The 14,451-nt window shown below is 52.5% G+C and carries 15 protein-coding genes; 5 read left to right on the forward strand and 10 right to left on the reverse strand.

Translation table 11 applies throughout. The annotated features are described in order from the left end of the window. Nucleotides 1-204 precede the first annotated feature (204 nt). Entirely contained in the window at nucleotides 205-663 is a 459-nt protein-coding gene (locus MJ257_RS08075; RefSeq protein WP_240268761.1) for a chemotaxis protein CheX, read from the reverse strand. 269 nt (nucleotides 664-932) lie between these two features. Here MJ257_RS08075 and MJ257_RS08080 point away from each other — a divergent pair, with 269 nt between their 5' ends. Beyond that, on the forward strand, nucleotides 933-1,835 hold the full coding sequence (locus tag MJ257_RS08080; RefSeq protein ID WP_240268762.1) for a LysR family transcriptional regulator: 903 nt from the start codon (nucleotides 933-935) through the stop codon (nucleotides 1,833-1,835). A 51-nt stretch (nucleotides 1,836-1,886) separates the two neighbouring features. After that, a complete protein-coding gene (locus MJ257_RS08085; RefSeq protein WP_240268763.1) occupies nucleotides 1,887-2,696 on the forward strand; it encodes a histidinol-phosphatase in 810 nt (269 codons plus the stop codon). Between the two features lie 142 nt (nucleotides 2,697-2,838). Here MJ257_RS08085 and MJ257_RS08090 read toward each other — a convergent pair whose 3' ends face one another. Next, complete coding sequence (locus tag MJ257_RS08090) at nucleotides 2,839-3,402, reverse strand: GNAT family N-acetyltransferase (RefSeq protein WP_240268764.1); 564 nt, start codon at nucleotides 3,400-3,402, stop codon at nucleotides 2,839-2,841. Beyond that, nucleotides 3,399-4,142, reverse strand: coding sequence for a DUF1361 domain-containing protein (locus tag MJ257_RS08095; protein WP_240268765.1), 744 nt, complete (start codon nucleotides 4,140-4,142; stop codon nucleotides 3,399-3,401). The genes MJ257_RS08090 and MJ257_RS08095 overlap by 4 nt, the downstream gene beginning before the upstream one ends. Nucleotides 4,143-4,312: 170 nt before the next feature. Between MJ257_RS08095 and MJ257_RS08100 the strand changes: the two genes are divergently transcribed. Continuing rightward, nucleotides 4,313-4,648 (forward strand): MGMT family protein, encoded by a 336-nt coding sequence (locus tag MJ257_RS08100; protein ID WP_240268766.1) that lies wholly within the window; start codon nucleotides 4,313-4,315, stop codon nucleotides 4,646-4,648. On the opposite strand, the gene nagZ is transcribed toward MJ257_RS08100, so the two are convergent. The 5 genes from nagZ to MJ257_RS08125 all read right to left on the reverse strand — a co-directional run bounded on the left by nagZ (nucleotide 4,636) and on the right by MJ257_RS08125 (nucleotide 8,465). Further along, nucleotides 4,636-5,979 carry a beta-N-acetylhexosaminidase gene (gene nagZ / locus MJ257_RS08105; protein ID WP_240268767.1) on the reverse strand — a complete coding sequence of 448 codons (1,344 nt, stop codon included), beginning with the start codon at nucleotides 5,977-5,979 and terminating at the stop codon, nucleotides 4,636-4,638. The two genes, MJ257_RS08100 and nagZ, sit on opposite strands and share 13 nt — an antisense overlap. A gap of 44 nt (nucleotides 5,980-6,023) precedes the next feature. Then, a complete protein-coding gene (locus MJ257_RS08110) occupies nucleotides 6,024-6,599 on the reverse strand; it encodes an LOG family protein (protein WP_240268768.1) in 576 nt (191 codons plus the stop codon). A 39-nt stretch (nucleotides 6,600-6,638) separates the two neighbouring features. Continuing rightward, nucleotides 6,639-7,181, reverse strand: a complete 543-nt coding sequence (locus MJ257_RS08115) for a hypothetical protein (RefSeq protein WP_240268769.1) — start codon at nucleotides 7,179-7,181, stop codon at nucleotides 6,639-6,641. A 65-nt stretch (nucleotides 7,182-7,246) separates the two neighbouring features. Continuing rightward, nucleotides 7,247-7,705 (reverse strand): DinB family protein, encoded by a 459-nt coding sequence (locus MJ257_RS08120; RefSeq protein WP_240268770.1) that lies wholly within the window; start codon nucleotides 7,703-7,705, stop codon nucleotides 7,247-7,249. Nucleotides 7,706-7,859: 154 nt separating this feature from the next. Further along, entirely contained in the window at nucleotides 7,860-8,465 is a 606-nt protein-coding gene (locus tag MJ257_RS08125; RefSeq protein WP_240268771.1) for a TetR/AcrR family transcriptional regulator, read from the reverse strand. A gap of 192 nt (nucleotides 8,466-8,657) precedes the next feature. Between MJ257_RS08125 and MJ257_RS08130 the strand changes: the two genes are divergently transcribed. Together MJ257_RS08130 and MJ257_RS08135 are read left to right on the forward strand one after the other, a co-directional pair. After that, entirely contained in the window at nucleotides 8,658-9,437 is a 780-nt protein-coding gene (locus MJ257_RS08130; RefSeq protein ID WP_240268772.1) for a nuclear transport factor 2 family protein, read from the forward strand. Nucleotides 9,438-9,465: 28 nt separating this feature from the next. Next, nucleotides 9,466-10,647: a YhgE/Pip domain-containing protein gene (locus tag MJ257_RS08135; protein WP_240268773.1), complete on the forward strand. Its 1,182-nt coding sequence runs from the start codon at nucleotides 9,466-9,468 to the stop codon at nucleotides 10,645-10,647. 171 nt (nucleotides 10,648-10,818) lie between these two features. Here MJ257_RS08135 and MJ257_RS08140 read toward each other — a convergent pair whose 3' ends face one another. Together MJ257_RS08140 and MJ257_RS08145 are read right to left on the reverse strand one after the other, a co-directional pair. Further along, on the reverse strand, nucleotides 10,819-11,565 hold the full coding sequence (locus MJ257_RS08140; protein WP_240268774.1) for a MerR family transcriptional regulator: 747 nt from the start codon (nucleotides 11,563-11,565) through the stop codon (nucleotides 10,819-10,821). 428 nt (nucleotides 11,566-11,993) lie between these two features. Beyond that, nucleotides 11,994-14,399 (reverse strand): YcdB/YcdC domain-containing protein, encoded by a 2,406-nt coding sequence (locus tag MJ257_RS08145; protein ID WP_240268775.1) that lies wholly within the window; start codon nucleotides 14,397-14,399, stop codon nucleotides 11,994-11,996. Nucleotides 14,400-14,451 lie beyond the last annotated feature (52 nt).

Raw genomic sequence — 14,451 nt, forward strand, 5'->3', positions numbered from 1 at the left:
TTCTCAACATCGAATCTTGAACTCAGCCGGTCCTTCCGTTGCTCACGTAGGTCTGCCTACGCTCCGCTACTCACTCCCTAGCTTCATTCAACCTTCTCGGTGCTCCAAACCCGCCTTTTTGAACTTTTATTTAATCAGTAGTTCAAAAAGTCATCTTCGGATCACGAAGCAAATTCAGGAATCTGACTTCTTGCTGCCCCTATCTTAAGAAATCATCACTTGAATGTCCAGTTCGCCGATTCCGTCCATCAACAGCGGAATGCAAAGCGCCTTGCGTGGTCCCATCCCGGCGGCATTCTCCGTCTTGATGACCTGCGGTGGCGTGATATCCACGGCAAATCCCTGGTTGGACAAAATCGTGCTCGCATTGCCGCTGATCATGTTGCCGAGCTCAGAGATCGCGCTTTGTCCCATCTCATCCATTTCCGTCAGGACGAAACCGCCCATCATCGCCGAAACGATGCGAAGCGCCACGGTTTCCTGCAAACCGAACACGACCATGCCGCTAAAGTGGCCCGTCATGCCGATTTGAATCCATATATGATCCTGCACAGGTATTACGTCTTTAACCCCCATACTCCCGGTGGAAGGAGAAACTTGAACAACCTGTTGTATGACCGAACGTGCGGATTCAAGAAAAGGATTTATGACTTCTGCTTTCAAAATTATGCGCCCCTTTTCACTAGGAGAATAACTTTACGATACAATAGACCCAGCTTTTAGTTAAATCTTATTATACTTTATTCCTATGTATAAGTCATTAAAAATCGAATGGTGGAAATCGGGCGTAGTCTATTAGGAATTCCTGTCGAAGCATGCCAAACGGCGCATCATTGATTTAGCGAAGGAACATCCCCTATAATGATTAAATCACAGGGAAAACGCCAAATCGGGCGCTCTCCCAAATGAACGGAAAGAAAGGAGGCCTTCTGGTGAATATTAGTCAGTTGGAGACGCTGATCACCATATCCAAAACGAAAAGCTTCCGAAAGGCCGGGGAACTGCTCAATTTGACCCAGCCTGCCGTATCGGCCCAAATCAAAAGCCTGGAGGATGAATTCCGCACCGTGTTGGTCGACCGCAACCAACCGGTTACCCTGACGGATCGGGGACAGGTCTTTCTCGAACAAGCGGAACGCATCCTGGATATCGTCGAGGAGCTCAAGCAGAAGTTATCCGACATGGAGCATACCCCGCAAGGCCATATCGTGCTCGGAACCACCACGTCGATCGCCATTCAGATTTTGCCGCGGATTTTATCGTACTTTCAAGACCAGTTTCCGCTGATCAAAACCACCATCCAATCCATGCCTTCCAGCCTAATATATCAAAACGTGGAGCAGGGGCTTGTCGACATTGGCATCGGGTATTTGATTGAAAACAACCCTCAAGTGCTCTCGTCGGTGCTGTATTACGATACCTTCGAATTCGTCGTCTCACCGCTGCACCCTTTGGCGGGCAACCCTTCACCCACCCTCGAGTCGCTGCGCGACGTCCCCCTTATTATGTTATCGCCCGACACGGTTGGGCGCCGTTTTATCGACGAAGTCTTCCGGCAGCATGACATCGAACCGCACATCGTGATGGAACTCTCCAGCAGCGAGGAAGTTAAACGGATGGTGGAAATCAATTTGGGCGCGGCGATCATTTCGCGGCAATCGATATTACGCGAGTTGAAACAGGGCACGCTAAAGGTAGTTCCGATTCCCGAGCTTGAAGTGACGCACCCGGTTGGCGTCATTTACAAATCGAGCCGTTATATCAATTCGGCGATGCAGCAGTTCCTGGGCGACCTGAAAGGCATGCCGGAAACGCATTTCATCAGTTCCGAATAAACCGGACGGAAACAAGCGCAAGTTCCCATTACTAGAAAGGAGCAGACCCCGATGAAATTCGACCTTCATACCCATCATTTCCGCTGCGGCCATGCCGACGGGAACATCCGTGACTACATCGAAGCCGGCCTTGCTGCCGGGTTGTCGGTGATCGGCATCAGCGACCATACGCCGTACTTCGGCCGGGAGGAAGATCAGCCTTTTCCCCGGATCGCCATGGGTAAACAAGCCTTTGCCGGATACGTCGAGGAAGTGCAGAAGCTCAAGCAAGAGTACGCCGGCCGAATCGACGTTCTGCTGGGGATCGAATCGGATTTCTTTCCGGAACACCTGGGCGCATACCGGAATACGTTAAACCAGTACCCGTTTGATTACGTGATCGGGTCGGTGCACAGCGTTGGAGAGGTAAGCATTTTTAACAAAAATCGTTGGAAAGGCCTGAGCCGCGAGGAGAAAGTGGCCAGCAAGGAAGCCTATTACGAATTGATCCGCCAATCGGCGCGCAGCGGGATGTTCCAGATTCTCGGACACATCGATGCAATGAAGGGCAATTACCCGGCGTTTACCGACATACCGGCCGCCCGGGCGATCGACGAGACGTTGAAAACGATCGCGGAGCATGAGGTTGCCATCGAAATCAATACCTCCGGGAAAACGAAGCTCAGCGGCGGTTGGTATCCGGACGATTCGATCCTCGAGCGTGCGCTGCATTTTGGCGTTTCCGTGACCTTCGGTTCCGACGCCCACACGCCGTCGCGGGTTGGCGATGAATGGGATGAAGTTGCCCAACGCCTCAAACAAATCGGCTTTCACGAATGGGTGTATTTCAAGAACAAACAAAGGGTCGCCGTTCCGCTATAGACAAAAAAAGAGAACCCGTCATCACACGCTCCGGGTTCTAAAGAGAAATATATATTCAAAAGGGGGTCATGTAATAAGTGTACCCCCTTTCTATTAGGGTTTGATCACAGCTATATTTCATTTGTGTAACAAAAACGATCACTTACGTTTCAAGGAAGTTCCCTTCCGCGAGATACCTTTTGAGCGTCATTCCCTCGCCCTTTCGTCCCGCCGCGTAGATGTTGCCCGCCTCACGCAGGCCGCATTTCCTCAAGACGCGCTCCGAGGCCGGATTATCCGGGCTGCAGCGAGCTTCGACGCAGCCGAGCCCCAGCGTGCCGAAAGCGAAATCGAGCACGCGTTCTACCGCTTCGGTCGCGTAGCCCCGGTTCCAATGCGCCGGTGAGATTAGATAGCCGAGCCGGGCCTTTTGGACATCTACGTCCCAATACTGCAACGAACATAGACCTATCCAATCGCTTTCCTCTCTGCGAATCACGGCAAAATGCAGATCCCGCAAATAACGGTACGATTCTTCGAAATAGCGGTATAAACGGCCCGGAAATAGCAGCTTGCCCGGATTCATCTCCGTAAACGCGCGCACCGCCGGATCGGACATGCAGCGGAACATCGGCTCCGCATCTTCCGGCAAGAGCCTCCGCAACATGAGCCTTTCGCTCTCCAGTACCGGAAACTGCCGCCGCAGCTGTTCCTTGATTTCCGTCACGTTCCTTCCCCCCGGATCCGCTCCGATGAGCGGAAAACTCTGGCAAACCCGTAGAGCACGACATAACAAAATAACGTGATGAGAAATATCCATTTGCAAAACGCCAGCGCATGCTCCACGTTCGCGGCATCGGCGAAATAAGCGGCCGTTTCTCGGAGCACGAATCCCGGGTGCCTCAGCAAATCCCAACTGTTCCAGCGGATAAAACGGCCGAGATAAATGCCGAAGCTGCTAAGCAGCAGCACGGCAACGGCAAATGCCCAGCCTGCCAGACGGCCTCCCGCTTTTCGCACTAGCTGATGTACCGACGCCAGAGAGACCGACGCCAGCGCCAATCCCAATAACCCGGCAAACAACAGCGTAAATAAGTGATCCCAGAACGAAATCTCTTCCCAGAACCGGGTGCCTGCCGCAATCGGATAGCGGTTAAACGGGTGCAGCAAATCGGTGATCAGATAAGCGGCATTCGGGTAAAAAAACAGCCACAGCAACCCGACCGGCACGCTTAAAGTCAACCTGGCCGTCCGCGATGTCAGCAAGTGGATCAAGTCGAGCAGCACCGCCAGACCCAGCGGAATCCAGGCCAAAAAAGCGTTCCAGATCAGGAACAAGTAGGGCGGACGCCCGCCTCCCGGCAGACGCGTGCCGATCACGTATTTCATCCCAATGACCGTGAAGATGAACAAGAGGATATAAAAGATCCATTTCTCCGGATAACCGAGATTCCTCCAGCGTTGCAAACCCATCCCTCCCGTCTGCCTTTGCCCAATATACGTTACAGGCCGGCGGATAGTTACCGGCGCAGCGAACCCCCGCTCCGGCCTTGGGCGGAATAGAGGCTGGAACTTGTCTCAGCGGCGTGGTATATAAACGATATGGATCCTACGTTTTGGATAAGGAGTTTTCGCCGATGCAGCCGTTTACCGCACGAACGATAGAAATCATCTCTTCCATCCCGCAAGGCAAGGTGATGACCTACGGCCAGATTGCCGCCGCTGCGGGCAGCCCCCGCGCCGCCAGACAGGTCGTCCGCATCCTGCATAGCATGAGCGTCAAATACGGCTTGCCCTGGTACCGGGTCGTCAACGGCAAGGGGCAAATCGCCTTGCAAGAGGAAGCCGCCGTACAAGAGCAGACGTGGAATTTGGAGGCAGAGGGCGTAGAGGTGCTGCCGGGCGGACGGATCGATCTGGATCGTTACCAGTACCACTATCGCCCGGAGAGCAACAAGGATCACAACCCGTAAGGCTTCAGGGTATTGCCGATTTCGCGATTTATCTGCTCCGTATCGGGCCCTGGCGCGGCGTCCTTAGTGAGGGCATATTTCTCCTTCAGCTTCAGGACGTTATAAACCCGTTCATCCAGCGTCTCCGCCGATATCTTGCCGGAGCTGACGGCATCGCGAAGCGCTTGGATCACCTGCTTCTCCTTCTCATCATCATGGCCAACCAGCACGATATTCCCGCCGGCTTGCACGAACTGCACGGCAGCGTCAGCGATATCGTAATGCTCGACGATGGCGCCCATCGTCATGTCATCGGAAATGATCGTCCCCTCGAAGCCCAGCTCCTGCCGAAGCAAGTCATCGATAACCGCCTTGGAGAACGAGGCCGGATGCTCGGGATCGAGCTTCGGCATCAACAAATGAGCGATCATGACGACGTCGGCCCCCTCTTGAATCGCCTGCTTAAAAGGCACCAGCTCCAGCTTCCGCAGTCGGGTTAAATCATGCTCCACGACTGGCAATCCCAGATGCGAATCCACCGAGGTATCGCCGTGCCCGGGAAAATGTTTGACGACCGGGATCACGCCTTGTTCCCGAATCCCCTTCATGACGGCGATGCCCATGCGGCTGACGATTTCCGGCTTCGTACCAAATGCCCGGTCCCCGATCACCGGATTATCCGGATTGCTGTTCACGTCAAGCACCGGGGCGAAGTCCAGATTCAAGCCGAAGCCGGCCAGCTCCCGGCCGATGATGCCGCCGATTTGCCCCGCCAATTCTTCGCTGCCGGTGTTGCCGATTTTGCGTGCGTTCGGCAGCTTGGCGAGTTCTCCAGGCATACGGCTGACCCGGCCGCCTTCCTCGTCGACGCTCAGAAACAGCGGCACGGGCTCGTTAGCGTTGGCGGTTTTCAAGCCATTAAATAATTCGAGCGCCTGTTTGGCGTTCTGGATGTTGTCTTTATAGAAAATAAAGCCCCCGACGTGATACTCCTCAATCAGCGAGCGGGTCACGTCGTTCGGCTTGGTGCCCTCCATGCCGACCAGAACCAATTGGCCGATTTTCTCCTCGGTGCTCAGTTGAGCCAGCAGCTCGGCAGCAGGATCGGCCGGAGGCTCTGGCGTTACCAATGTTTCCGGCTTTCCGGGTGCGGCGGGTGACGCCTGCCCCTGTGGGTTGGTTTCCGATCCGGTGGAGCCGGAACCGTCGTTTCCTTCGCCAGCGGAAGGCGAAGGATTGCCAGTTGCCCCCTGCCGGGGGGAGCACCCTCCAATGAAGAGGACAGCCAGCAGCAGCAGGCAAGTGATCGTCCATAGGCTTCTGTTCCGATGCGGTGCGCTCATCCCGTCCATTCTTTCGCCTCCGTTCTCTTGAATTTGCCTTCATTCCGCAGGGTTCAGCCCTGCTTCCATTTCTTCTCCGCGATGGACGGGGTGAAGCTCTCCATTTGGGACAGCAGCTCCCCCGGTTCCTCGGCCAAATTGATCAGGGATTCATGCCCCGGGTGTACGAACCCCGCCCGAACGCAGGAATTCACCAACTCCATCAGCGGCTCGTAATAGCCCTGAACATTAAGGACGCCAACCGGCTTTTGGTGGATGCCGATTTGCAACCAGCACAGCACCTCAAACAGCTCCTCCAACGTGCCGAATCCCCCGGGAAGGGCGATGAACCCCTCCGCCATTTCGCTCATTTTCGCTTTGCGGGCATGCATGCCCTCAACCTCGATAAACTGCGTGAGTCCCGCGTGGGCCATTTCTCCGTGAATCAAACCGGAGGGCATAATGCCGACCGCTTCGCCGCCGGCCGCCAGGATCGCATCGGCGACCGTCCCCATAAGTCCATGTCTCGATCCCCCGTAAATTAAGCGGTATCCCCGCTGTGCCATGACTTTCCCCAGCAACTCCGCTTTCGCGCGGTATTGCTCGTCTTCGCCGAAACGCGAACCGGCAAATACGCAAATCGATTTCATCCTCTTCCCTCCTGCCAGATGAATATAGACAACACGAAACTAAACCAAATCCAAGCGTCCTCCGGCAAGGTCCCAGCGATGGGCGTATTTCACCAGCCGTGGATGCGGATGTTTCGGCTCGGCCGCAAGCAGAAGCCGGATTTTGACGATCCACTCCTCAAAGGAGGAGAAGGAGGCGAACTGATTCGCCAGCTCCGGCGTGAGATACAAAAAGTGGGGAGCCGGATAAACTTCCGTCAAATGGCGAAGGGCCGTGTCGATTGGCGTGTATTTCTTCCTCTTGCCTTCCCAACCTTCCACGACAATCGCCGGCGCTGCTCCCTTCTGCTCCCGTCTCCACTCATGCAGCCGGTCCTCCCTTCGGTAGAAAGGGCTCACCGGATCTTTGGACATCCGTCGCATCGTTTCTTCATGCAGCGGATAAAGGACCAACTTCGTAAACTTGCGAGTCTCCGCTTCCTCAGCAGCCCGAAGCAACTCTTCGTCCGAAAGCGACTCAAAGGAATCGTAGAAAATTAGCGTACCTTTCCGGCTCGGGGCCGGAGGCTCATAACCAAAGGGCACCTGAATGTTTTGTCTCAAGCCGTTTCCTCCTCGGTGCGTGATTTGGGAGATATGGATTAGATTGCCCTTTTTTTCGAAAAAAGCTACCGGATTCCCCGGTTGATAAAATTAGTCGAAACCGGCGCTAACCCCAGTTCCCGCGACCAAACCGACAACTGCCCGACGTGATGGATTTCATGAGCGATGACATGGCGAAGGATTTCGCCTTGCGTAAACTCCCTTCCCCATGGATCGGTAACAACCAATCCGTCCATATCGTTGGTCCAAGTCTGAAGAAACGCCTCTACTTCCGTATGGAAGGAATCCGAAAGCTTCCTCACCAACTCCAAAGACATAAATGAGTTGAAATCCTCCTGGAAATCGGGTTTCCCTTGGATGATGCGGATCCAGCTCCATTCTACGTCGGCAATGTGAAACAGCGTCTGCAGGATATTCCCGACGCCCCCCACCCGCTTGCGCAGCAGTTCTTCTTCAGAAACGTTCTCGCACCAGTGAAACCATTCGTCCCGGACCTGCCAATTATATTGAAACATTTTTAACATCGATCTGACTCCTCTCCCTGGAAAAGACGCCTCGGATCCTTCACGCTCCTTGGCGGTAACCTGATTTTACCATAAGTGTCCGGCCCAATTCAGCCCGCCGAATGTAAAAAAGCCCCCTGGACAAGATGTCGCGGGAGCTTTTGATGAAACGACGTTATTCCTCGACGGCAATGCCGGCGGCTCTTAAATGCCCGTGGGCAACGATTCGGCTAAACTGAGATGAAACTTCATCTGCAGGAAGGGGTTTGTCGTTTTTAACCCACCAAATAACAATCCCCATGAAAGACGACCCGAGGTATTCGAGCAGCAATTCCTTGGATATCGCTAAAGAAGAATTCCCCTGAGCAGGTTTCCACCCTTCACTCAATTTATCTTTAATGATCTTCTCCATTTTCGCTTGAAACGGATAGATTCGATTCTCATCAATTAACATGGAATGGTAAAAGGTCATATTTAGAGAAATATGTTCCAATACCGTCTTCATGACGGTCTCGAGCAGAGAAACACTGAAAGGGTTCATGCTGATGGGACAAAGAACGACTGCATCCTTTAATTCGCTTAACAATTCATTCATGCATGTATCTAATAAATCAGGCTTGTTTTGGTAGTGAAGATAAAAAGTGTTTCGATTGATCATGGCCTGATCGGCAATATCCTGAATCGTAATCGCTTCATATCCTTTTTCCTGAATCAGCTCATAAAACGCCTTTCGAATGGATTGTTTCGTACGCAGGATTCTTAGGTCGGTTTTCTTGTTCATGTATTCGTTCCCCCAACATTTTTTTAGGTCGTTAAGCGACAAAGTTTTATGGGTTGTCTATTATACTTCAAAATTAAAAATATTGAATATTGAGCATGATGTTAACCTCCATTATAATGAGCACCAGATAAATAAACAACACGATGTTCATTATTTATCTAATGACTAAAAAACTCTAAGGAGGATCTTTCAATGACATCCAACCATCAAAATGAGCTTGTTCGTAAGGCAGTCGCCGTACTGGAAAGTTTCGAGAGCGGCAACCCCGAAGCGATTACGGCTTACGTTCATCCAGATCGATATATTCAGCACAACCAGGCCCTACTGGATGGTCGTGAATCCATGCTTGGTGCACTTCATCATTTAAAGGAAATGGGTACTAAGGTAAGCATTAAGCGGACTTTAGTCGACGGAAATGTTGTAGCTCTTCATTCTGTATATCATTTTCACGGCCTTAAAGTCGCATTTGATATCTTCCGTTTTGAGAATGGACTCATCGTTGAACATTGGGACAATTTACAAGAGATGGAGGAAAGGACACCAAGCCCTCATACGATGATTGACGGACCGGTTACGATTAAGGATAGCGACAAGACGGATGCCAACAAAGCATTGGTCAGAAGCTATGTTGAGAACATTTTGCTCGGGAAAAACCCTGACCTGCTTGTCTCTTATTTTGATGGAGATAACTATATTCAGCATAGTCCGCATATTGCAGACGGCCTTTCTGGTCTTCACGCAGCTTTGCAGGATCTGAGGGAGAATAAGATTGAGTTTCAATACACCCATCTCCATCAAGTCATCGGACAAGGCGATTTTGTCCTTACAGGGAGTGAAGGTCTATTGGATGGTCAACCTACTGCATTCTACGATTTGTTCCGAGTGGAAAATGGAAAGATCGCTGAGCATTGGGACGTCATCGAGGCCATATTGCCGGCAGAAAAACGAAAAAATTCGAACAGTAGATTTTGAAACTAGGCCAATAAGTAGGGAGAGGATCATGAGAATACTGAAAGAAAAAACGACGTGGCTCGGAGTGGTAATCGTACCGGTCGTGTTGATCCTATTCGGATTGGCGACGATGGGTTCGGTGCTTGGATCGGAGGCGAAAGAGATTCCGGTGGCCCTCGTTTTCCTTGACCAACCGACGGAGTTGCCGTCTGGCGGAACGTTAGAGGTAGGGAAGACGATTCAGGCGACATTAGGTTCGAACCCGGCGCTGCCGTTCGTTTGGCATGTTGTGGGTTCCGAGGAAGAAGCTCGGGAAGGGCTGGATAAACGCGAATATTACGGAGCGCTGGTACTTCCGGCAAATCTGAGCAGCGGCTTGCTTTCGTTAGCAACTTCTTTGCCGATTCATCCTCAAGTGAAGATCATCGCTAACGAGGGCATGAGCACCCAAGTTTCGACGATCGTAACAACGGTATTGGGGCAGGCTCTGAGAATGATTAACGAAGAACTTTCGCAACAACTGCTTGAGCAGATCGGACAGCAAAAAGGACAACTTCCAGTTGAGTCGGCTAAAGCTTTAGTGACACCTATGAACGTTCAAGAAGAAGTCCTACATTCGCCGGGGGCTAACAATGCTTCGGGGAATGCACCGGCTTTGTTAACCCAGGTTATGTGGATCGGCAGTCTGGTGACTGGAATCTTCTTGTTCTTGGCTAGCAAGAAGGCGATAGCTGCAGGTTCAAGAGGATGGGCGGTCAGTGCGGTGCAAGCGACCGTCGGACTTGTGATCGTGAGCCTTGCGTCAGGCTTTACCATTTGGATGGCCTTGTCATGGTACGGAATGCAGATGGCAGATGCAGGGGTAACATGGTTGTTCCTATGGCTGGTCGGATCAACGTTCTTCCTGCTGCAATCTTCCTTACTGAATTGGATAGGTTTCCGGGCGATGCCACTGCTCGTATTTCTGATGTTTTTTTCCATTCCGTTGCTGAACACGGCTCCGGAATTCTTGCCACAGACGACGCGAGATTGGATCTATTCGTGGACGCCACTGCGGTTTGCGGCGGGAGGGTTGCGAGAGGTGATGTACTTCGGCGGATTAGACGCGGTTAGCTCAAACGCCTTTATTTTATGGGGCGTCGCCGGTGGATTTATGGTCTTGCTGCTCACTTCGGGATTTAAAGCAAAACGAGCGGCCGATGCCGCCCCTGCTTCTGTTACAGGCGATTAACTAATGGATGGACCAGAACAATGAAATGGTATACTCAGTTGTTGCAGAAAACGGCTATCTTTTCACGCAAGGACAAGCCTCATTACCACATCGGGCCAAGTAGGCCCGATGTGCATTACAGTGATACTTGTTCGGTTCCATATATGGCTCATACTTGCCGTCGGAACTAGACTAAGTTGCGGCATAGGCCTCGGCCGCCGCCAACAAATAATACGCCAGTCCGGTTTGTTGCCCTTCCAGCATGGTGCGATGGAAATCGTCGCTCAGAAAGAACCGGGCCTGCGCCACAAAATCGTCCGGGGAAGCAGGGTGGCCATGTTTCTTCATGAAGTCCAAATGCCTTCCGATGTTCTGCCGGACCTCCTCTTCCCGGTGGGAAACCCCTGAGCGTAACGCATCTGCCAGCTTTTCCGTAAACTCCATGGCTTCCCTGGCTTGCTCGTTCAGTGACGACACGTCGATCGGCTGAGCTCCGGGAACCTCTACTCCGTAGGTTTGGTGCAAATGCTCCTCCTGCTCTCTCAGCGCTTCGCGCCACTCTGCTTCATCGGCAAAACCAACAAACAGTTCCTTGCCCTTCAGAACTTCTCCCGCAGCGGAACTCTCCAATGATTTCTCGAGCGTTTGCAGGATGGCCTCCAGCCTCCGTTGTCGGCTTCGCAGCAGCTCCCGCTGCTCGGTCAAAACCTCTCTGCGATTCCGCTCCTCCTCCAGCAGCGATTGGATTTGCGCGAGCGGCAGCTCCAACTCGCGATAGAACAAGATCTCCTGCAACCGCTCCAGCTCACGGTCTCCGTACAGCCGATATCCCGCCTCGCTGATTTCCCGCGGCTTCAACAAGCCGATCTTGTGGTAATGATGCAGCGTTTTGATCGTCACCCCCGATAAGTCCGATACTTCTTTAACCGTGTATAACATCAAACATCTCCTCCTTTTTTGGCGGTCTCGCCGTTGTTCTACATCGCCTTTCCGACGTCCGCTAATTGAGCTTAAGGCCTCCTCAAAGGGGAGAGTCAAAGAAAATAGTTTTTTCGAACGGGCAGGAAGGCGTGACGATCTAATAACGAAATGGAAATCCTACATCTATTTTTCACGAAAAGTGATAATAAGTCATCAATAACTGGAAAACAAGCAGTTAGTTTAGGGGAAATCGGCACTTAAGGGTGGTTTTGAACAAATTAGTTGTAGGATTTCCAATTAGGACAAGCCGTTACCGCAGGTTTGGATAATTAAGTGTAGGATATCCAATTAGCCTCCGGAAACCAGTAAACCCCAGCCAGAGATAGATCAAGGCAAAAAAAGAGAGAAGCCCCAGGGCTTCTCTCTTTTTTATCTTACCTATCGGCTTATTCTATGCCGATCGGCTGGTCGGTTTGGCCCTGAAGCTTCACCAATCGCATCAGAATGGAAGCCGCTTCGGCTTTGGTGACTTGACGCTGCGGGTTGAATTTGCCGTTTTGCCCCTGCAGCAATCCAAGTCGTACCGCAACGGCGACCTCGCCGGGCCGGGTGATTTGCTTGGCGTCGCTAAACTGATCGACCAATGCATCTTTACCGTAGAAATTCGCCGCCAATCGGTCGTACTTCACCATTGAGGTGAGCAGGACGGCCAACTGCTCCCGGGTCAGCGTGCGATCCAGCTGCAACGGTTGGGCGGCATCGATCCACCCCAGCTCGGCGGCGTAGCTGACGACCTGAGAATACTTGCTGTCCGTCGGAACACCTGCCGCCGTCGCGGCAGAGGAAGCCAGCACGTAACCGGTATAGTTGGGATTCGCCGCTTTAACGGCGTAGGTCAGCCAATCGCCCACCGTAATCGACTCATTCGGATTCAGGTTTCCTTGATCATCCGGTTCAAGAATGCGGTACTGAACCAAAGTCCTTAAATCCGCTTCAGCCCAATGGCCTTTCAGATCCTTAGGCTCCACGTTCCCCGCCGGTTCCGTACGGAGATCCTCAAAGTTGGTCACCCATTTGCCCGTCACGGCATTCAGCACTTGGAAAGGCTTCGATGGATCCTTGGCCTGCGGAGAGTAGACCAGGTAAACCTTCGGCTCCACGTAAGTGTTATCGATCGTATACCCGCCGATTTGGGAATATTGCAATTCCAGTTCATAATTGTCCAAATACGATTTGAGCGCTTGCTCGGCGGTTACGGTCACGGCCTTGCCGTCAGGCATATTCGCCGGAACTTCGCCACGGTTGATCGAATAGTAGAACAATCGGCCGTAGGCGTCGACCGTAATGGACACTCCTCCGGCAAGCACCGGAATGTCGTTCACGTAACGGTTAAGCTCGAAGCGGAATTGCTCCCCGTTCGAGAGGCGACTCCAAGACTCTCCGCGTTCCATCAGCTTCAAGTCCCGGCTTGCTTGCGGATACAGTTGGTTGACCCACTCCAGGGCCCGCTGCTTCGCCTGCTCGTAATTAAGTTTAACTGCTCCCGAAGGCGCCGCCAACGGTTCGCGTGGTTCGCCGTAATTATAGGATTCAATCTGGAATTCCAGGATTTGTCCAGTCAAGGCATCGACCGTTGCGGACGTTTGCGCCGGGAAATAGAAAGGTCCCGCCATGTTTTGGCGCTCCTCTTCCCATCTTAAGCGCCACGCCTTCCGCTCCGGATTCTGATAATCCTTGTCTAGGTTCGGATAACTGAGCTTCCGTCCTTCCGGAATAAAGACGATTTGTTCCACCAGCTTGGCGGCTTCGTCGGACGTCAATTCGGTGGCGGACGTTCGCGGCTGGAACAGCTTGGTTCCGGCAGGAACATCGCTGTACGTAATCTTGGTGGCGGTCATTTCTTTGCCTTCGGCGTCGATCTTACGACCGGTCTGGGCGTTTATTACCTGGGAAGCATCGGAGGCAGGACCCCAAGCCAACACCCAATCCGAGATGACGCCGTTCTTGTACACTGGGACATACCCCAGCTCAACCTGGAACTCCTCCCGGAATTTCTTCTCCGCATCGGCTTTCGAAACCGTCGGAACGGAGGACGGATAATCCAGCTTCTCCCCTGGCCGGCTGAATTGCATCACTTCGCCATCGCCGGTAACCGTGATATAGATGGATTCAAAACCGGAGGACAGGCCGTTTTTCAAAACACTGAAATTAAAGCTATAATTCACGGGGCCAAACAAAGCCTGAGTATCCGCGTAAAACATCGAATCGCTTTCCTTCACTTCGTCCGCAGATAACGAAGGGACGGCTTTAGCGATAAAGGCCTTTGCCTTCTCTAAGGCCTGCTCTCTCGTAACTTTCGGAGGATAATACGACTTGTTGCCTTCCCGCGGAAAACCGATGTATGTATTAATCAAGTCCCCCGTGATCGCGTCGACTTGGCTGCTAAAGCCATAGCTTCCATTCCCTACTTCTACTTGCCATTGGATGGTCCATACATCTTGATTGCTCGGAGCCGGGTACACATTATTCACGCCATAATCCACCTGGGATACCGTGGCTGCTTCCAAAGCCGGGAACCACTCCCGGACCTTGGCAATGGCCTGCTCTTTCGTAATCTTCGCTTTGGACGGATCGGCTGCCGTAGCCCCCGCTTTGGCCGGTCCGGTTCCCAATGGACCGGACTCCGCGATAACCGTGGTCGTCGAGGAGGACGCCGCTGCATCTGCCGCGAACGCCGCACCTTGCGGCAAAGTCACTGAAAGCGCAACCAAACCGACGAATGCCAGTTTGGCTGACGGCTTCCTGCCTGCCTTTTTGCCGAATTTATGAGCCTGTTGCTTCAACCGTTTCACCTTCCCACTTTTCCCAATATTTTCTTCTCTATTGTAAAGCGGTTTGTCTGTA

Origin of the sequence: Paenibacillus timonensis, from assembly GCF_022427145.1 — a bacterium.
GTDB classification, from domain to species: Bacteria; Bacillota; Bacilli; order Paenibacillales; family Paenibacillaceae; genus Fontibacillus; species Fontibacillus timonensis.